An 18348-nucleotide genomic window follows, 5' to 3' on the forward strand; every position below is an offset into this window, starting at 1 on the left:
GGGATCCTGAACCGTTTCCCGCAGGAGCGGCAGACCCAGTCGACGACCGCCGCCGGTGACCCCGGTCGCGTGGTCACGGACACCTTCCACGACAGCCTCGGCCGCGCGGTCAAGACCAACCAGCCCTATTTCGACGGCACATCGGGTCCGGACACGTCCGTGTTCGTCGGCAACGACAACGAGATCTCCGGTCAGAACGCGGTCGTCTACGACGGCATGGGCCGCACCACCGCCCAGGTGTTCGCGTCCAAAACCATCGAGCAGTGGCGCACGTCGATTGCCTACGCCGGCGCGGACGAGACGCGGGTGACCCCGCCGCCGGGCGGTGTCGCGACCGTGTCGATCTCCGACGCGCGCGGCAAGCCGGGCGAGCTGCGCGAGTACAACGGCGGCAACCCCACCGGCGACGACTACTCGAGGATCACCTACACCTACACCCCGCGCGAGGAACTGAAGACCGTCACCGACGCGGGCGGCAACACGTGGACGTACACCTACGACTTCCTCGGCCGCAAAACCCACGTCGAGGACCCCGACAAGGGCCCGTCCGACACCCGCTACGACCTCGTCGGCCGCGTGATCGGCACCACCGACGCCCGCGGCCAGAAACTCGCCTACACCTACGACGCCCTCGGCCGAAAGACCGCGTCCTACAGGGACTCGGTCTCCGACGCGAACCTACTCGCGACAGTCTCCTCCCCTTCGTTCAAGAATGCGTTCAAGGACGGCTGGCATAAGATGTTCGGCTGATCAACCTCGACGATCGGAGAAAGGCGGGCGCGGTCGCTGATTGGCATCGGAGTCGGCGTACCGGTTTTTGTGCTTATCTGGATCTTGATCATTCTGATCAATAGCCCAAATGCTCTGGTTCCTCCGCATATGCGCAGAGAGCCTGGTTTGTCCGGAAGGCGTTCATCCAAATCCGATTGATCTCGGCGACGGCGGTGAACGCGGATTGCGGCGCGGCGCCCCGGTCGGCCATGTCCGTGTACGTCATGTCGGCCATCTCCTTGATGTCCGCGCCCGCCGCGAACACCTTCTCCCCGCCGTGGATCACCGGGCCGGGTCGGTCGACACGACGACGGCCGCAGGGTGGATGGGCCGGTTCGGGTGGGCCGAACAGGTGACGGAAGGGCATCAAGTCGTGAGTGTGGGGGGCGCGGGTGGGCGTGGCGGGTTGGGATGGGGGTGCGGGGGGCGGCGTCGATCCGATGGATGAAGGTGTCACCCCATGTACGACTCGGCCGAGCCCGGCGGCAACCCCTACGCTCCGCGTCTGGTGGCCGCCGGGCAGACGTTCGACGTGATCGAGGTGGATGCGCGGCTGGGACGCGAGGTGGTGAAGCACCTGCGGGCGGCGGGAGTTCGGGTCGGGCCGGTGATTTACGACCGGCGCTGCGCGAAGATGGGCTTCCTCGTTCCGGTCTCGGGTCCGGATCGCACGCGGTTGCGAGATCAGCGCGGGCCGAGTCGGCACGGTCTCGGGGCCTGGGTGACCTTTCCTCCGCCGCGTGGTGGATCCGGGCCGCTGGTCTGGTACATCGCGCCGAGCGAGAACGCCGTGCCCACTCCGCTGGGCCCGCTCGACGCCGCCATCGCCCGCGCGGCGGCGTCCCTGATCGAGCACGACTGAGGGCCGGGCGCCCCTTCGTAAAGCTCTCGTCAGCGGTGGGAGCGCGCCCATACGATGCGTGCCTCGGTTGCGGAGACAGGGGTGGCGAATGGTTCCCGTGGGTCGGCGGATCGACGAGTTACGGGGCGAGGTGGCGGGCCATCTCGGGGCTCGGCGGCGGATCCGGCAGTGGATCGCCATCGGGTTCGTACTCGGGTTGTTGATCGGCGCGGGGGTCGCGGCGGGGGCGGCGGCGCTGTACTGGCCGGAGAAGGACAAGCCGCTGAAGATGATGATGCGCGAGACGGAGATCCCGGTAAAGGCGGCGCCCGTGCTCAGCGGGCAGACCACGTTCACCGCGCAGGGGCTGACCTGCGGCATCGAGTGGATCACCGGCACACACGCCGAACACTTCGCCAAGGGCCGGCTGTGCCGGGTCAAGATCTCCATCGCCAACAACTCGCTGGCCACCGTGCAGGTCGCCAACCTGGAACAGCGCCTGGTCCTCTCGGACGGCACCCAACTCGGCATGGACCTCGAATCGATGGAGATCAAGCGCCAGTTGCGCGATTTCACCCTCGGCGCCTCCGACACCCTGGTCGAAGACCTGTGGTTCGACCTCCCCAAGAACACCACCCCCACAGCCCTCCTCCTACGCACCAACGCCGAAGCCCCCCAGGGCCGCGCCGACCTCCCCCAAAAGGACTGGTCGAAGAAGTAGCAGCGGATCATCGGCCAAACGAGATGCGAGCGCGCCTACCTCGTAGAATCAGACAAGTCCGGTCAATCGAAGGAGTGCCGTGAGCCTTCCCGCATTCGATCGCGTGTGGACGCCCGAAGACGTTCTGGAGATCCATGCCGATGGATGGCGTGTCGAATTGCTGGACGGTGCACTCATGATGTCTCCCGCCCCCTCCCGTCGGCACCAGATGGTCTCGCGGCGATTGGCCATGTTGCTCGAGGCTGCCGCTGAGGACGCCGGTGTGGACTGCGTCGTCTACGAGAACATCAACGTGCGGCATGACAACGATTTCACGCAACCTGACGTCGTAGTGGTCGAGGGTGCCGCTGCCCGGGCCGGCGAGAAGTCCGACGAGGACGACATCTGGCTCGACCCGGAGCACGTGCTGCTCGCGGTCGAGATCGTCTCGCCTGGACAGGCAGGCCGAGACAGCGTCGACAAGCTCAAGAAGTACGCGTCGTGGGGGATCGAGTACTACTGGGTGCTGGAGCCCAACGATTCCGTGCTGGAGGGGTTCGAGCTTCGAGACGGGGCGTACAGCTCCGTGACCCGAGTCGAGGGAGTGCACGCGGCGATGCCACCGGCGCCATTCGAGGTGACGGTTCGGCCCGACGAGTTGCGCAGGCTGCGCCGAGTGACGCGGCAAAACGATTAGCCCGCCCCGCGGTATCGACGTGCACCCCTCGACGAGGAGGCGCTTTTCGATCTCATCGTCGCCGTGGCGGACGGCTCGATGGGGGACATCGTGGTGATCGCGGCGGCGTTGCGGGCAGCATGTGGTGGTTCGAGGTGCGCGACCCCCTAACATCGGGGCGAGTCGGCGCCTGACGGGGGCGCGTCGTCGAGGAAGGCCTGCGTGTGACGCACTCGGGGATCGAGCGCAAGCCGATGTTCGTGTTCGGTTGGATTCCGCTGCCGAAACGGGTGGCCGAGCGCTACTTCGTGCCGGACTACCGGCTGATCGGGCGCGATGTGACGCTGGAGCGGGTGCGGGCGATCCGCTCCTGGCTCGGGCTCGGCGTGCTGGTGTGGATCGCGATCACCTATGGGGGCACCGACGATGCCGCCCGGGGGTGGATGGCGAGCTTCATCGCCTCCGTCTTCGTGGCGATCATCGCCTGCCCGATCGCGGTGGGCATCATGATCGCGCTCACCCGCCCCGACATGCGGACCGAGACGCGCAAGAGCCTGATGTTGCCGCTGCGTTCGCTCGGTCTGTTCGTGGTCGTCTCGGTGGCCACGCTCGGCGGTCTGGGCTCGTTCGCGTACGGCACCACCAAGGTCAACGCCAACGCCAGTGTGCAGGCATTCCTGCTCACCGCGCTCGGCCTGATCGTGTCCGTGTGGGTGATGCGCTTCTGGTTCCTCGCCGTACGCGCCATCCCGCAGCACCTGTTCCGCGCCGTGGACGGGCACCCGCTGCTGCCCGCGGTGATCGCACCCTGGCTCTCGTGGTGTGGCGCGCTGATCGACCTCGGGGACGACGGCGGCAAGGGCGCGCTGCCGACCGCGGTACGGCTGATCGGGTCGCTCGGAGGCCCGATCACGATCACCCTGATGTCGATGTGGGAGATTCGCCGGGTGCGCAGCCGCTACGGCGTGACCTTCCGGGGCGGCCCGCACCCGACCCGTCGCCCCGAGCCGCCGATGCCGCCGATGGGGTTCCCGCACCAGACCGGCCCGTGGGCGGCGCCGCAGCCGGCCAACCCGTGGCAACCGGCCCCGCCGTACCCGCCGTACCCGTCGCCGCAGGCCAACCCGCATCAGCACCCGGCCTGGCAGCAGCCCCAATACCGCCAACCGCCGCCGCCGTGGGGCCCGCCCCGAGGCTGACCCACCGGGCCCACCCGACACACAGGACCCACCCGCCCCGGCTCAGTCCGTCAGCAGCCGCGCGCGCAACCGCGCGACCTCGGCGTCGGAGACCCCCAGGCCGTCCCGCACATAGCCCTCCACCGACCCGTACCGCTCCTCCGCCGCCGCGAACGCCGTGTCCAGATACTCCACGTGCACGTCGAACACCGGCGCCAGATGCGCGGGGTCGAAGCCGCGCTCCGCGATGTGCTCCAAAATCACCCGGTTCTTCTCCGCGAGGTGCGCCGCACTGGCCAGATAGTCCTCGACCACGGTCGCCCTGGGCACCCCGAGCAGCGTGAGCAGCACGGCGGACGTCCACCCGGTCCGGTCCTTGCCGTGCGAGCAGTGGAACACCGTCGGCGCCGGCTCGTTCGCCATCCGCGCGAACACCGAGCGGTACGCGACCCGAGCACCCTCGCTCGTCACGAACCGCCGGTACACCTCGCACATCAGCTCGCGCCCGGCGGTGCCGCCGAGCAGTTCGCCAGCCCGGTCCGGGTCGGCGAACACCTCGCCGAACAGCTCGTCGTTCTCCCGGCCCATCACGTCCGCGATCAGCAGTTCGGCGCTGGCCGGCACCCGGTCCGGCTCGCGGTCGCGCTCGGTCGCCGAGCGCAGGTCGATCACCAGGCCGATCCCGAGCCGCACCAGCGTTGCGGCGTCGGTCGCGTCCACCTCGCCGAGGCCGTCGGAGCGGTACACGAGGCCCGTGCGCACCTTGCGACCGGTCGCGGTGGCGTGCCCGCCCGCGTCACGGAAATTCGGGGCGGTGACCAGGATCGGCGTCGGGGACGTCATGGTGCGCGGTCCTTCGCTTCGAGGGGGATGTCGGGCCGGGCCGGGCCGGCGGACGGCGGGACGCCACACGCGTGCGCAACACCGTCGGTATCTCCACCCTACGCGAGCGTACGGCTTCCCTCGCCCGCCCCTACGTGGGCGCCCACACCGCGTGCTCCACCCGCAGCAACATCGCCGACCGCCCCGCGAGCCGCAGTCCGCTGCCGCCCGCGACCGGCTCGCTGTACCGGGCCATCGGATCCCCCTCCAGCGCGGTGTCGAGCACCACCTCGTACGAGTGCGCCCACGGCTCGTCCGGCAGGATGAATCGCATCGGCTGCGACGACGCGTGCAGGATGAACAGGAAGCTGTCGTCCACGATCCGCTCACCGCGCGGGCCGCGCCGGTCGATGTCCAGACCGGACAGGTACATCCCCAGCGTCGCGGTCGGCGCGAACCAGTCCCGGCGGGTCATCTCGCGACCGCCGGGGGTGAACCAGGCCAGGTCGCGCAGCCCGTCCGGGGCGACCGGCTGCCCCGAGTAGAACGCCCGGCGGCACAGCACCGGGTGCGCGCGACGCAGGTGGATCAGCCGCGCGGTCAGCTCGACCAGTGGCCGCCACTCCGGCGAGTCCAGGGCCGACCAGTCCAGCCAGGACAGCTCGTTGTCCTGGCAGTAGGCGTTGTTGTTGCCCGCCTGGGTGCGCCCCATCTCGTCACCGGAGGTGATCATCGGCACGCCGGTGGACAGCAGCAGCGTGGTCATCAGGTTGCGGATCTGCCGCTTGCGCAGCGACACCACGTTCGGGTCCGCCGTCTCGCCCTCGTAGCCGTGGTTCCAGGACCGGTTGTTGTCGGTCCCGTCCCGGTTGTCCTCGCCGTTCGCCTCGTTGCGCTTGCGCTCGTAGGTGACCAGGTCGCGCATCGTGAAGCCGTCGTGCGCGGTGACGAAGTTGATCGAGGCGTACGGGTTGCGCCCGTCGCGCTGGTACAGGTCGGAGGAGCCGGACAGCCGGTACGCCAGCCCCCGCACGTCCGGCCGGGCGCCGCGCCAGAAGTCCCGCACCGCGTCCCGATACTGGTCGTTCCACTCGGTCCACAGCGGCGGGAACGCGCCGACCTGGTAGCCGCCCGCGCCCAGGTCCCACGGTTCGGCGATCAGCTTCACCCGGGACAACACCGGGTCCTGCGCGATCACCGTCAAAAACGAGGACAGCTTGTCCACGTCGTGCATGGACCGGGCGAGCGCGGCGGCCAGATCGAACCGGAAGCCGTCCACGCCCATCTCGATCACCCAGTAGCGCAGCGAGTCGGTGATCAGCTGCAACACGTGCGGCTGGACCACGTTGAGCGTGTTCCCGCACCCGGTGTAGTCGGTGTAGTGCCGGCCGCCGCCGGCCAGGCGGTAGTAGCCTCCGTTGTCGATCCCGCGAAAGCACAACGTCGGCCCACCCGGCCCGCCCTCGCCGGTGTGGTTGTAGACCACGTCCAGGATCACCTCGATCCCGGCCGCGTGCAGCGCGTGCACCATGTCCCGGAACTCGTGCACCTGGCCGCCGCGTCCGCCCGCCGAGGCGTACGCCGCGTGCGGCGCGAAGAACCCCACCGTGTTGTAGCCCCAGTGGTTGGTCCGCCCGCCGCGCAACAGGTGTTCCTCGGAGACGAACTGGTGCACCGGCAACAACTCGACGGCGGTGACCCCGAGCCGGACCAGGTGGTCGATCGCGGCCGGGTGGGCCAGGCCCGCGTAGGTGCCGCGCAGGTGCTCGGGGATGCGCGGGTGGCGCGCGGTGAAGCCCTTGACGTGCAGCTCGTAGATCACGCTCTCGGCCCACGGGATCTTCGGCCGGCGGTCGTGCGACCAGTCGGCGTCGTCGGCCACCACCACCGACCTGGGCACGAACGCCGCCGAGTCGCGATCGTCGCGCACGGTGTCGGGTCCGCCGTACACATGCCCGAACACCGCGTCGTCCAGCCGGAATTCGCCGTCCACGGCGCGGGCGTAGGGATCCAGGAGCAGCTTGGCCGGATTCCACCGCGCGCCGCGCTCGGGCTCCCAGCGCCCGTGTACCCGATAGCCGTAGTGCTGTCCGGGCCGCACGCCGGGGACATAGCCGTGCCACACCCGAAAGGTCTGCTCACGCAGCGGCAGCCGGGTCTCGCGCGACGTGCCGTCGGGGCCGTCCTCGAACAGGCACAGCTCGACCGCCTCGGCGTCACCCGCCCACAGCGCGAAGTTGGTGCCGCCACCGTCGAAGCGCGCGCCGAGCGGCAGTCGGCGGCCGGGCCACGGCGGCGGCAGTCGGCCGTTGCCCGACCGCACGTCACCGTGTACGGCGTCGAGCGCGTCGCCGAGCACGCCGCGCGCTTCGCCGAGCACGCCGCGCGCGTCGACCTCGGGGTCCGTCGATTCCCACTCGAGCGTCACGGCCGCCTCCCATCCCGGTCACCAGGATGTTCCCGCCGGGCCCACTCGCATACACGTACACGCCGCGGCGGCGGCATCCCCCGAGGGATGCCGCCGCCGCGCGCGACGATCGGCCGGGTCGGTGCAGCCGATCGGGTCCACTCAGAACCAGGGGTGCCAGGCGTGCTGCACGTCGGCGTTGCCCTGGTTGATCACCACGACGCCCGAGTTGCCCTTGATCCCGGCGTTGTTGTTCTGGTTCGAGGCGCCCGCGCCGGTCGCGCTCTGCTGGGTGGCGTTGTAGTTGCCGTCGACACCGCCGAGGACGTTTCCGCTGCCGCTGTTGGTGGTGGAGGAGGTCGTGGTCGACGCGTTCGAGCCGTTGTCGCCGAGCGTGCCGTTGCCGCCGTCGGCGCACGCGGCGCCCGCACCGAGGAAGAGCAGACCGGCGGCGAGGGGAGCTACGGCCAGGGTGCCGAGCTTGCGGTTCATGGGGATCCTCCGTGTATTGCGGATCCGGGCGGGGCCCGGGTGTCATCAGGTAGGCGCCATCAGGTACGCCACGGGCCGTCGTGTGGGGCGAACGATCCGACCCCCACGGCGACTTCGTGTGACCAAGCTGTCGCAAACGGTGAGCACAATCCAGCGGTACGGCCCGGCTTCCCTCGGGAGAGTGACATGGAAGCCCCGAACCCCCAACGAGCGCCGATACGGAGGGTTGCGGGTGAGGGGTATTTTCCGCCGATTCGGCGCAATGTTTCGGCCACTCTGTCGATTTTGGTTAATTTGTCGACGAACAGCGCGTGACCGACGGCGCGTTCTCTACCGGCGGAGCGCGGAAATGTGCCTCAACTCGATTCGTGGGCCCGCGCGGCGAGACGTGCGCTCCCGTCTTTACCCGAGCTTCACGAATGTCGGGTTTGAGTAAGGTTGCCGCCATGCCCGTAGTCGTCACCGGAGCCGACCAGCCGCTGGGTCGCGCCGTCGCGCTCGAACTCGCCCTGTCCGGTGGGGAGGTACGGGCCACGGTCCGCGATCGCGGCGCGGCCGGTGTGCTGCGCGCGGCGGGCGTGCGGGTCGCGGTGAGCGACCTGTCCGACCCGCTGCGACTGGGCGCGGTGCTCGCCGGCGCGCACACCGTGCTGCACCTCGATCGTGGCCCCGACGGGCGGGGGACGCCCGCCGATACCTGGGAATGGTTTCTCGAGGCCGTCGAGGGTACGGATGTCCAGCGGATCGTCACGGTCTTGCCACAGCCTCCGACCGCCTCTTCGCCCGGGGAGTACGAATTGATCGTCCGTCCGTTTCCCGCCGAGGCCGTGGATCGGCCCGGATTCGCGGCTCCGACGCTGATTCGCACCCTGGTGGAGGCCGATCGTCGGCCCGGATGACGGATCGAGGTGCGATGCGCTTCGGGTCGAGGCGGCCCGCGGTCGTCCGCGAGGATGGCAACGATCGCCCCGATCACCTCATTTGCCCGCGCGTGACCGGAATGCGGAACCGCGGCGGATGTTCGGCTCGTCGAATGAGACGTGGGATGTGGCTTTCGGCCTCCGCCGGGTCGCGACCCGGCTCCGGATGAAGGGACTGCCCGTACATGTCAGCAGGATCGAAGTCGCTCTCGACGCGGTCACGGGCCCGATGGCGCGTGGTGCCCGCACTGCTGCTCGGCGCGCTCCTGCTCGTGTCGGGCTGTAGCTCGGACGACGGCGGCGACGGCGGCAAGAAGCCCGGCGACCCGAACAGCACCACGACCAAGGGTGATTCGAAGAAGGGCGCGGATCCCGCGTCGATCACCCTCACCCCGGCCGACGGTGCCAACGCGATCGACCCGCAGGCGCCGATCACGATCGTGGTGGGCGGCGGGAAGCTCGGCGAGGTCAAGGTGGTCAACGCGCAGAACGAGCCGGTCGACGGCACGCTCGACCCGGACGGCAAGACCTGGAAGCCCAAGGTCGCCTTCACCCTCGGCGGCAAGTACACGGTGAGCGCGACCGCGACCAACGCCGACAACGCGCCGACCACGGCCCGGGCGACGTTCAACACGCTCTCCGGCGACAAGAAGGTCACCGCGCGCTTCAGCCCCGAGGACGGGGCCACCGTCGGAGTCGGCTTCCCGGTGTCGCTGACCTTCGACTACCCGGTCAAGAACCGGGCCGCGGTGGAGAAGGCGCTGTCGGTCGACGTCGAGCCGAAGGTGGAGGGCGCCTGGCACTGGTTCGACAACACCCGGGTGGACTACCGGCCCAGGGACTACTGGGCGCCCGGCACGAATGTGAAGGTCAACCTGAACCTGCGCGGCGTCGACGTGGGCAACGGCGCGATCGCCAACCAGTTCAAGAGCTACAGCTTCAAGGTCGCCGCCACCAAGCGGATCGCCATGGTGGACGTGAAGGCGCACACCATGAAGGTCTACGAGAACGAGCAGTTGATCAAGACCATCCCGATCACGGCCGGCAAGTCGCCGAAGTACAGCACGTGGAACGGGAAGATGGCGATCACCGAGAAGTTCGAGAAGACCCGGATGAACTCGCAGACGGTGGGCCTGGGCAGCGAGTACGACATCGACGACGTGCCGTTCGCGATGCGGGTCACCACCTCGGGCACCTTCGTGCACGGCAACTACTGGGCCGACCCGAGTGTCTTCGGCAGCGAGAACACCAGCCACGGGTGTGTGTCGATGACCAAGGAGAACGCCAAGTGGCTGTACGACCGGGTGATCCCCGGTGACATGGTCGAGATCTCCGGCTCCGACGAGCGCACGGTCGACGCCGACAACGGCTTCGCCGACTGGAACCTGAGCTGGGACAAGTGGACCGCGACCGGCACGCCCGGCACCACGCAGGGCACGACGACCCCCACGCACTGAGGCGTCCGGCGGACGGGGCCGCGGCGGATGTCGTGGCCCCGCTCACCGCCCGCCGAGGTGGCGACGCCTATGGTCGGATCGGCACATCAGGGCTGACCAGAGGAGAGCGTCATGGGCGAATTCGTGAACCTGGAAGTGGCCGACGGTGTCGGCACGATCCGGCTGAGCCGGCCGCCGATGAACGCGCTGAACCGGCAACTCCAGGAGGAGCTGCGGGCGGTGGCGCAGGAGGCGGGTGAGCGGGCCGACGTGCGCGCCGTGGTGATCTACGGCGGGGAGAAGGTGTTCGCGGCGGGTGCGGACATCAAGGAGATGGCCGAGATGACCTACACGGACATGGCCGACCGGGGCGCCGCGCTGCAATCCGCGTTCACCGCCGTCGCCGAGATCCCCAAACCGGTGGTCGCCGCGATCACCGGCTTCGCGCTCGGCGGCGGTTGCGAGTTGGCCCTGTGCGCCGACGTGCGCGTGTGCGCCGACAACGCCAGGCTCGGCCAGCCCGAGATCACGCTGGGCATCATCCCGGGCGCCGGCGGCACCCAGCGCCTGCCCCGCCTGATCGGCCCGTCCAAGGCCAAGGACCTGATCTACACGGGCCGCTTCGTCGCCGCCGACGAGGCCCTCGCGATCGGCCTGGTCGACCGGGTCGTCCCGGCCGAGGACGTCTACGCGGAGGCCGTGAGGTGGGCCGGGCAATTCGCCAACGGCCCGGCCTACGCCCTGCGCGCCGCGAAGGAGTCCATCGACCGCGGCCTCGAAACCGACCTGAACACGGGCCTGGACATCGAACGCCTCCAGTTCACCGCCCTGTTCGCCACCGAGGACCGCACCACCGGCATGCGCGCCTTCGTGGCCAAGGAAAAGCCCAAGTTCTCCGGCCGCTGACCGAGGCGACCCCGGCGGGGCCGCGACGAAACGGGGCGCCGACTCGGCAGGTGTCGAGTCGGCGCCCCGGTTTTCGTCGTGTCGACGAACCCGATCCGCAGGATCAGAGGTTCGGGTAAAGCGGGTGCTTTTCGGCCAGGGTGGTGACCCGGGCGGTGAGCGCGGCCTTGCGGGTGTCGTCGAAGTCGGGGAGCAGGGCCTCGGCGATGATGTCGGCGACCTCCTCGAAGTCCGCCTTGCCGAAGCCGCGGGTGGCCAGGGCCGGGGTGCCGATCCGCAGGCCGGAGGTGACCATCGGCGGGCGCGGGTCGAACGGGACCGCGTTGCGGTTGACCGTGATGCCGATCGAGTGCAGGCGGTCCTCGCCCTGCTGCCCGTCCAGCTCCGAGTCGCGCAGGTCGACCAGGACCAGGTGCACGTCGGTGCCGCCGGTGAGCACGGTGATGCCCACGTCGGTGACGTCCTTGCGGGTCAGCCGCTCGGCGAGGATGGCCGAGCCCTCCAGGGTCCGCTTCTGGCGGTCCTTGAAGTCGTCGGAGGCGGCGACCTTGAACGCCACCGCCTTGCCCGCGATCACGTGCTCCAGGGGACCGCCCTGCTGGCCCGGGAAGACCGCCGAGTTGATCTTCTTGGCGTATTCCGCCTTGGACAGGATCACGCCGCCGCGCGGGCCGCCCAGGGTCTTGTGCGTCGTGGTGGTGACCACGTCGGCGTACGGCACGGGGCTGGGGTGCAGGCCCGCGGCGACCAGACCGGCGAAGTGCGCCATGTCGACCATCAGGAAGGCGCCGACCTCGTCGGCGATCCGGCGGAACTCGGGGAAGTCGAGCTGCCGGGGATAGGCCGACCAGCCGGCGATGATCAGCTTCGGCCGGTGCTCCTTGGCGAGCCGCTCGACCTCCTCCATGTCGACGCGGTGGGTCTTTTCGTCGACGTGGTAGGCGACCACGTTGTAGAGCTTGCCGGAGAAGTTGATCCGCATGCCGTGGGTGAGGTGGCCGCCGTGGGCCAGGTCCAGGCCGAGGATCGTGTCGCCGGGGGAGAGCAGCGCGAACATCGCGGCGGCGTTGGCCGACGCGCCCGAGTGCGGCTGCACGTTGGCGGCCTCGGCGCCGAACAGCTCCTTGACCCGGTCGATGGCGAGCTGCTCGACCACGTCGACGTGCTCGCAGCCGCCGTAGTAGCGCCGGCCGGGGTAGCCCTCGGCGTACTTGTTGGTGAGAACGGAGCCCTGCGCCTCCAGCACCGCCACGGGGGCGAAGTTCTCGGAGGCGATCATCTCCAGGGTGTTCTGCTGGCGGTGCAGCTCGTCGGCGACGGCGGCGGCGACCTGCGGGTCCACCTCGCCCAGGGGACGGTCCAGGATCGTCACGGTTGTCAGCTCCTCGATCGGGTCGATCTCGATCATTCGCCGCAGAACGCGGCGTATTCGTCGGCCGACAGCAGGCCCTCGGCCTCGCCGTCGATGCGCACCTTGAACAGCCAGCCCGCCCCGAAGGGGTCGGAGTTCACCAGGGCCGGGTCCTCGACGACGGCGTCGTTTATCTCGACGACCTCGCCGGAGACCGGCGCGTACATGTCGCTGACCGACTTCGTGGACTCCAGCTCGCCGCACGGCTCACCGGCGACGACCACCCGGCCGACCTCGGGAAGCTCAACGAACACCACGTCGCCGAGCGCCTCGGCCGCGTGTTGGGTGATGCCCACGACGGCGGGGGAGGCCGCCTCGTCGAGCCACTCGTGTTCCTTGCTGTAGCGCAGGTGCTGGGGTGCGTGCACGGGTCCATTCTCCATTCGAATGAGGTAAGTCCGTCCCTCAGGATGATTTGGGACGTTTTCCGGTGATATAGGGAAGGGTTCGGCTCAGCCGCGCTTGTAGAACGGCAGCGCCACCACCTCGACCGGCTCGGCCTTGCCGCGGATGTCCACCGCCAGCCGGGTGCCCGGTTCGGCCCGCTCCACCGCCACGTAGGCCATCGCGATCGGCATGCCGAGCGTCGGCGACGGCGCGCCGGAGGTGACCTCGCCGACCCGCTCGCCGCTGTCCGCGTCCACCACCGGGTAGCCCGCGCGCGGGACCCGCTTGCCCGGCGAGGTCAGCCCGACCAGCGTGCGGCGCACGTCCGCCTCCGCCGCGGCCAGCGCCTCGCGGCCGACGAAGTCCTCGGGCTTGTCCAGCCGGACCACCCGGCCCAGGTTGGCCTCGTACGGCGTGGTGTCCCGGGTCAGCTCGTGGCCGTACAGCGGCATGCCCGCCTCCAGGCGCAGCGTGTCCCGGCAGGACAGGCCGGCCGGCACCAAGCCGTGCGGCTTGCCCGCGGCCAGCAGCGCGTCCCACAGCGCGACCGCGTCGCCGGGCGCGGCGAACAGCTCGAAGCCGTCCTCGCCGGTGTAGCCGGTGCGGGCGAGCAGCACGGGCACGCCCGCGACCTCGGTGCGCAGGATCGCGTAGTACTTGAGCGCGGGCAGGTCGGCGTCGGTCAGCGAACCGACGATCTCCGTCGACGCGGGCCCCTGCACGGCGAGCAGCGTGTACTCCTCGGACGCGTCGCGCACCGTCGCGTCGAAGTCGCTCGCGCGGTACTTCAGGCTGCCCGCCACCACGTCGGCGTTGGACGCGTTGGCCACCACCACGAAGTGCTCTTCGCCGAGGCGGTACACGATCAGGTCGTCGACGATGCCGCCCTCCTCGGTGCAGATCATCGTGTACCGGGCGCGGTCGATCCCGATCTTCGAGACGAAACCGACCAGGGCGTGGTCGAGCGCGCGGGCGGCCTCCGGGCCGGTGACCTCGATCTCGCCCATATGGGTGAGGTCGAACAGGCCGGCCGTGGTGCGCACCGCGGTGTGCTCGTCCCGCTCGCTTCCGTACCGCAGCGGCATCCGCCACCCGGCGAAGTCGGTCATCGTGGCCCCGAGCGCGTCGTGCACGGCGTCGAGCGGGGTCCGGCGGTCGGTGGTCATGCGAAGACTCCTTCGAAGGGACGCCGGCGGAAGCCCCCGGCGGGCGCGGACCGGTCCGGGGCATGCCGGACGGCGCGGACCCGGGCGCGGGCCCGAGGTGCGACGAAAGGTGACGGGTGCTGCGGCCCGTACGAGAACGAATTCGAGGACAAAGGGGGCTCCCTGCCATGGCGTTCAGCCCTTTTCGGCCAAAGTCGGTCGAAAAGTGGGGTGCCCTCCCCTTCTGTCATCGGAACCTGAGAGCTTCATCCCGTCCGCCGCTGCCGCGTCGGGCCGGGATTTGCACCGTGGGTGAGCCGCACCGACGGTGCGCCTGCTTTCCAGAAGTGCCTGACCCATGCGGTATCGGTGCCTGAGAGATTCCGGGGAGGAGTTGCTCCTTCGGCGCCCCGCTCGATGGCGAGGACTCTTCCGCGTGGGGTCGACGGCCGTTATGAGGTTGTGCCCGGCATGCTAGCGCGTGTCGTCAATCCCCCGCCGGTGCCGGGGGAGCGCCGGCGCCCGCTCGCGCCCTCGGTGCGACACCATGCGCAGGGCACGAGGGTTCGGGACATCAGGGGAGGATTCGTGGAGACGGATTCGGCGGGGGCGCATACCGGCGCCGCGGTGGGCGGCATGTTGATCCCCCGGTCCGTGCACGACCTGCGGGAGGAGCGGCATCGGGAGGGGGAGCGGGACGGGGTCCGGCGGGTGGACGTGCTGTCCTATCCGGCCTCGTGCGTGCTCGTGGTGACCGGCCTGCCGGGCGCGGGCAAGAGCACGCTCCTGGCCCGGGTGGTCGCCGCCGGGCCCTCGGTCGCGGTCCTGGACGCCGATCTGGTCCGGGCCCGCTGGGCGCTGCGGGTGGGGCGGCTGCCGTACCGGGCCTACCGGCCGCTGGTGCGGCTGTCGCACTACGGCGAGGTGGCCCGGGCGCTGCGCGGCCCCGGAGCGGTGGTGGTGCACGACAGCGGCCGCAATCCGATCCTGCGCCGGGTACTGGTGCGCGCGGCCCGGCGGCGCGGCATCCCGGCACACGCGCTGCTCCTTGACGTCACGGCCCATCAGGCGCTTTCCGGCCAACGTGCGCGCGGTCGCGGAGTGTCCACCGCGGTGTTCGCCCGACACCACCGGGAATGGCGCGCGCTGCTCGCCCGGCTCGCCCCGTGGCTGGACGCCGGACCCGCCCTCGCCTCCGCCCCGGGCGGCTTCACCTCGTGTGTACTGCTCGACCGCCCGGCCGCGCGGCAGCTGCGCCGGATCGTTTTCGCAGACCCCCTACCCGGACAGTCCCGACGGCGGGATGCGGACAAGTCGTAAACTGCGCCGGACACCAAGAGGAGCACCACCATGCCGTTCCCGGCCAATCCCGTGGAGAGCGCGCTCGTCGCGGCGATGCGCGACCCGTCCCGGGCCGAGGCCCTGTTCGAGGCCCTCGCCGAGGCGGACGTGTGGGTGCCGCTGCCCGAGGGGGGCAGCGCCGCCGACACCGAACTGACCCTGCCCACCGCCGAGATCGACGGTCGGCCGTATGTGCCCGTGTTCTCCTCGGAGGAGCAGTTCCGCCGGCTCGCGGGGCCGATGGCGGGCACCGTGGCGCCGATGCGCGAGTTCGCCCGAGGGCTGCCGCCGCACATCGGCATCGTGGTCAACCCGGGCGGCGAGGTGGGCATCCCGATCCCGCCGCCGGGTGTGCTGGAGCTGGCCCGGCTGCCCGGCGCGGGCCGCCGCGGCGCACGGGTGCGGTTGTACGAGCCCGACCAGGAGCCGATGGACTTCCTGATCGCCGCCGCCGCCGAGTTCATCCACGTCCCCGTGGTGCTCAGCGCCCGGCGCGGCCTGGGCGAGGTCGAGTCCGATCCGCCGGTCCTGTTCGTCGGCGTCGAACTGGACCGGTGGCAGGAGGAGGACCGGCTGGCCGCGATCGGCGCCCTGGAGCGTGCGCTCGGCCGCGCCGCGTGCCCGTGGCCGGTCAACGTGGTGCTTCTGGACGTGGCGCAGGATCCTGTGGGGGACTGGATGCTGGAGCGGACGCAGCCGTTCTATCTGCGGGCCGACCAGCGCTGAGCCCGTCCGGCCGCGGCCGGCACCGGTGTCGAAAAACATGGGGTTCGGGGAGGACGTCGTGAACCAGGTCGAGCAGGCGTTGAGCCAGGTGGCCCCCGGGCGCTACGACGCCTACGAGCGGTTGCTGCAAGCGCTCGTCGGCGCGCCCGTGTGGATGTTGTTGTGGCAGGGGCAACCCGGCAGCCCGGACGCGCAGTACGGGAACATGGACGTGGCCGGATGGCGCTACGCGCCGGCGTTCACGTCCGAGGAACAGCTGCGTCTCAGTGGCTGGGACCGCTCGTTCGAGATCTGTCCGGTCCCCGAGATCGCGTCCTCGCTGTACACCGACCGCTGGGGTCTGTGGCTGAATCCGCACGCCCAGGGCGGTGGCGTCGGCGTGCCCTACCTCGACCTGCGCCGCATCGTCGGCGGCCTGGACCGACTGATGGCCGGCCCCCTGGCGGTCGGCGAACCCACCCTGTGGGACCCGGCGTTCTACTCCCTGCTCGGCGGTCAGCTGTTCCAGACCCAGGTGGTGCGCGCCGCCCACCGGGCCTGGGTGCGCCCCACCGTCGGCCCCGAACGCCTCGTGATCGGGCTGCGCCTGACGGACAATCAGCCCGCCACGATGCAGCGCATGCGCGACGCGATGGCCCGCGCGTCGGCCGCCGCGCCGCCCGGTCTGACGCTCTCCTCGGTCGCGCTCGACGACCCCTTCGACCCGATCGCCGCGTGGATGCGCGAGCACACCCGGCCGTTCATCGGCATCGACATGCTCGACGAGGCCGCCCGCCACGGCGGGTGATCGACATGCTCGACGAAGGCGCCCGTCCCGCACGGTGATTCACATGGCCGCCGCGGGCACACGCCACGCGCAGTGAGCGAAGATCGGCGGAACGTGGCGAGCCGGGGCAACAGGCAGTGATGCCCCCAAAAAACTGACGTCACGTCATCAACCGCTGCCTTGTTGTGATTTCGTGACCGATCTACGCGGATCAACCAGTGAATCGTGTCTGCGTAATCACGGTTCAGTAAAGGTATTCCTCCACCCCTGTTCGTGACCCGCGTCACGGAGGAGTCTCACCCGGACGACAGATCCCGAAGATCATCGGGATCGCAATGCCGGGTATGGCGACGGGACGCGGCGATCCCGAGCCGCCGTCGCATCCGTGAGCGGGGAGGGTCGATCCATGACGGCACCGATCGAGACCACCGGTGTGGCCCGAGAGGCGCACCCCGAGGCGATCGCCGAGGCAGCCGGCGCACGCATCGAGGGTCGGTCGCTCGGTCAGATCGCGTGGGCCCGATTCCGCCGCGACAGGGTCGCGATGGCCGGTGGTGTGGTGATCATCCTCATGGTGCTCATCGCGATCTTCGCGCCGCTCATCACCGACGCGATCGGCGGTGGACCCACCGAGTACCACGACGATCTGCTCGACCCGGTGCTGAACATCCCCAACGGCAGCTTCGGCGGCGCGAGTTGGGACCACCCGCTGGGTCTGGAGCCGGTCAACGGCCGGGACATCTTCTCCCGCATCTGCTACGGCGCCCGCGTCTCCATGCTGGTCGCCTTCCTCGCCACCCTGCTCTCCGTGGTGCTCGGCGTCGTCCTGGGCACCGTGGCGGGCTACTTCGGCGGCTGGATCGACGGGCTGATCAGCCGCGCCATGGACGTCTTCCTGGCCTTCCCGCTGCTGCTGTTCGCGATCGCCATCGGCAGCAGCCTCCAGGGCGAGGCCTTCGGCCTCCACGGCGACACGCTCCGCATCACCGTGCTGATCTTCGTGATCGGGTTCTTCAGCTGGCCGTACATCGCTCGCATCGTCCGCGGCCAGACGCTCTCGCTGCGCGAACGCGAGTTCGTCGAGGCGGCGCGCAGCCTCGGGGCCACCGACCGGCACATCATCTTCAAGGAGTTGTTGCCGAACCTGGTGGGTCCGATCCTGGTCTACTCCACGCTGCTGATCCCGACGAACATCCTGTTCGAGGCCGCCCTTTCCTACCTGGGGGTCGGCGTACAGGAACCCACCGCCTCGTGGGGTGGCATGCTCTCGGCGGCCACCCCCCGGTACCAGGACGCGCCGATGTTCATGGTCGTCCCCGGAGTCACCATCTTCATCACCGTGCTCGCGTTCAACCTGCTCGGCGACGGCCTTCGAGACGCCCTCGACCCGCGCAGCCGCTGAATATCCCGCAAGTCCCCACGA

Annotated in this window: 18 protein-coding genes, 1 pseudogene and 2 riboswitches; of the genes and pseudogenes, 12 read left to right on the top strand and 7 right to left on the bottom strand. The window is 70.0% G+C overall.

All coding sequences use genetic code 11. The features are described from left to right. Positions 1 to 69 precede the first annotated feature (69 nt). Complete coding sequence (locus tag ACMXN5_RS21995) at positions 70 to 750, top strand: hypothetical protein (RefSeq protein WP_439676644.1); 681 nt, start codon at positions 70 to 72, stop codon at positions 748 to 750. Positions 751 to 928: 178 nt separating this feature from the next. On the opposite strand, the pseudogene ACMXN5_RS22000 reads toward ACMXN5_RS21995, so the two are convergent. Continuing rightward, positions 929 to 1081, bottom strand: a pseudogene (locus tag ACMXN5_RS22000) (enoyl-CoA hydratase/isomerase family protein); the annotation flags it as partial. 150 nt (positions 1082 to 1231) lie between these two features. On the opposite strand from ACMXN5_RS22000, the gene ACMXN5_RS22005 reads away from it, so the two are divergent. The 4 genes from ACMXN5_RS22005 to ACMXN5_RS22020 all read left to right on the top strand — a co-directional run bounded on the left by ACMXN5_RS22005 (position 1232) and on the right by ACMXN5_RS22020 (position 4187). Continuing rightward, positions 1232 to 1633 (top strand): hypothetical protein, encoded by a 402-nt coding sequence (locus ACMXN5_RS22005; protein ID WP_395787905.1) that lies wholly within the window; start codon positions 1232 to 1234, stop codon positions 1631 to 1633. 88 nt (positions 1634 to 1721) lie between these two features. Further along, a complete protein-coding gene (locus ACMXN5_RS22010) occupies positions 1722 to 2333 on the top strand; it encodes a hypothetical protein (protein WP_439676645.1) in 612 nt (203 codons plus the stop codon). Between the two features lie 79 nt (positions 2334 to 2412). Beyond that, positions 2413 to 3009, top strand: a complete 597-nt coding sequence (locus tag ACMXN5_RS22015) for a Uma2 family endonuclease (protein WP_439676646.1) — start codon at positions 2413 to 2415, stop codon at positions 3007 to 3009. 203 nt (positions 3010 to 3212) lie between these two features. Further along, positions 3213 to 4187 (top strand): hypothetical protein, encoded by a 975-nt coding sequence (locus tag ACMXN5_RS22020; RefSeq protein ID WP_439676647.1) that lies wholly within the window; start codon positions 3213 to 3215, stop codon positions 4185 to 4187. Positions 4188 to 4229: 42 nt separating this feature from the next. On the opposite strand, the gene ACMXN5_RS22025 is transcribed toward ACMXN5_RS22020, so the two are convergent. The 3 genes from ACMXN5_RS22025 to ACMXN5_RS22035 all read right to left on the bottom strand — a co-directional run bounded on the left by ACMXN5_RS22025 (position 4230) and on the right by ACMXN5_RS22035 (position 7887). Then, complete coding sequence (locus tag ACMXN5_RS22025) at positions 4230 to 5009, bottom strand: tyrosine-protein phosphatase (protein WP_439676648.1); 780 nt, start codon at positions 5007 to 5009, stop codon at positions 4230 to 4232. Between the two features lie 130 nt (positions 5010 to 5139). Continuing rightward, positions 5140 to 7347: a glycogen debranching protein GlgX gene (glgX, locus tag ACMXN5_RS22030; RefSeq protein ID WP_439678052.1), complete on the bottom strand. Its 2208-nt coding sequence runs from the start codon at positions 7345 to 7347 to the stop codon at positions 5140 to 5142. Positions 7348 to 7557: 210 nt separating this feature from the next. After that, on the bottom strand, positions 7558 to 7887 hold the full coding sequence (locus ACMXN5_RS22035; RefSeq protein WP_380037676.1) for a hypothetical protein: 330 nt from the start codon (positions 7885 to 7887) through the stop codon (positions 7558 to 7560). Positions 7888 to 8333: 446 nt separating this feature from the next. Here ACMXN5_RS22035 and ACMXN5_RS22040 point away from each other — a divergent pair, with 446 nt between their 5' ends. From ACMXN5_RS22040 to ACMXN5_RS22050, 3 genes are all read left to right on the top strand, one after another. After that, positions 8334 to 8786, top strand: coding sequence for an NAD(P)H-binding protein (locus ACMXN5_RS22040; protein ID WP_439676649.1), 453 nt, complete (start codon positions 8334 to 8336; stop codon positions 8784 to 8786). 206 nt (positions 8787 to 8992) lie between these two features. Next, positions 8993 to 10264, top strand: a complete 1272-nt coding sequence (locus ACMXN5_RS22045; RefSeq protein WP_439676650.1) for a L,D-transpeptidase — start codon at positions 8993 to 8995, stop codon at positions 10262 to 10264. Positions 10265 to 10375: 111 nt separating this feature from the next. Then, complete coding sequence (locus tag ACMXN5_RS22050; protein WP_439676651.1) at positions 10376 to 11149, top strand: enoyl-CoA hydratase/isomerase family protein; 774 nt, start codon at positions 10376 to 10378, stop codon at positions 11147 to 11149. A gap of 103 nt (positions 11150 to 11252) precedes the next feature. Here the strand turns inward: ACMXN5_RS22050 and glyA are convergent, their stop codons facing one another. The 3 genes from glyA to gcvT form a co-directional block, all read right to left on the bottom strand. Beyond that, positions 11253 to 12557: a serine hydroxymethyltransferase gene (gene glyA / locus ACMXN5_RS22055; RefSeq protein ID WP_379995101.1), complete on the bottom strand. Its 1305-nt coding sequence runs from the start codon at positions 12555 to 12557 to the stop codon at positions 11253 to 11255. Beyond that, positions 12554 to 12928 (bottom strand): glycine cleavage system protein GcvH, encoded by a 375-nt coding sequence (gene gcvH, locus ACMXN5_RS22060; protein WP_379995103.1) that lies wholly within the window; start codon positions 12926 to 12928, stop codon positions 12554 to 12556. Before gcvH ends, glyA begins: the two co-directional genes overlap by 4 nt. An 84-nt stretch (positions 12929 to 13012) precedes the next feature. Continuing rightward, positions 13013 to 14113 (bottom strand): glycine cleavage system aminomethyltransferase GcvT, encoded by a 1101-nt coding sequence (gene gcvT, locus ACMXN5_RS22065; RefSeq protein WP_395787923.1) that lies wholly within the window; start codon positions 14111 to 14113, stop codon positions 13013 to 13015. A 213-nt stretch (positions 14114 to 14326) separates the two neighbouring features. Then, positions 14327 to 14443: riboswitch (glycine riboswitch) on the bottom strand. After that, a riboswitch (glycine riboswitch) is annotated at positions 14444 to 14537 on the bottom strand. It abuts the riboswitch before it with no gap. Positions 14538 to 14680: 143 nt separating this feature from the next. Here gcvT and ACMXN5_RS22070 point away from each other — a divergent pair. From ACMXN5_RS22070 to ACMXN5_RS22085, 4 genes are all read left to right on the top strand, one after another. After that, positions 14681 to 15412 carry an AAA family ATPase gene (locus ACMXN5_RS22070; RefSeq protein ID WP_439676652.1) on the top strand — a complete coding sequence of 244 codons (732 nt, stop codon included), beginning with the start codon at positions 14681 to 14683 and terminating at the stop codon, positions 15410 to 15412. 30 nt (positions 15413 to 15442) lie between these two features. Beyond that, positions 15443 to 16159: an enhanced serine sensitivity protein SseB gene (locus ACMXN5_RS22075; RefSeq protein WP_439676653.1), complete on the top strand. Its 717-nt coding sequence runs from the start codon at positions 15443 to 15445 to the stop codon at positions 16157 to 16159. Between the two features lie 58 nt (positions 16160 to 16217). Next, entirely contained in the window at positions 16218 to 16946 is a 729-nt protein-coding gene (locus ACMXN5_RS22080) for an enhanced serine sensitivity protein SseB C-terminal domain-containing protein (protein ID WP_439676654.1), read from the top strand. A 385-nt stretch (positions 16947 to 17331) separates the two neighbouring features. Further along, entirely contained in the window at positions 17332 to 18327 is a 996-nt protein-coding gene (locus tag ACMXN5_RS22085) for an ABC transporter permease (RefSeq protein ID WP_395787929.1), read from the top strand. Positions 18328 to 18348 lie beyond the last annotated feature (21 nt).

This window comes from Embleya australiensis, assembly GCF_051903075.1.
GTDB lineage: Bacteria > Actinomycetota > Actinomycetes > Streptomycetales > Streptomycetaceae > Embleya.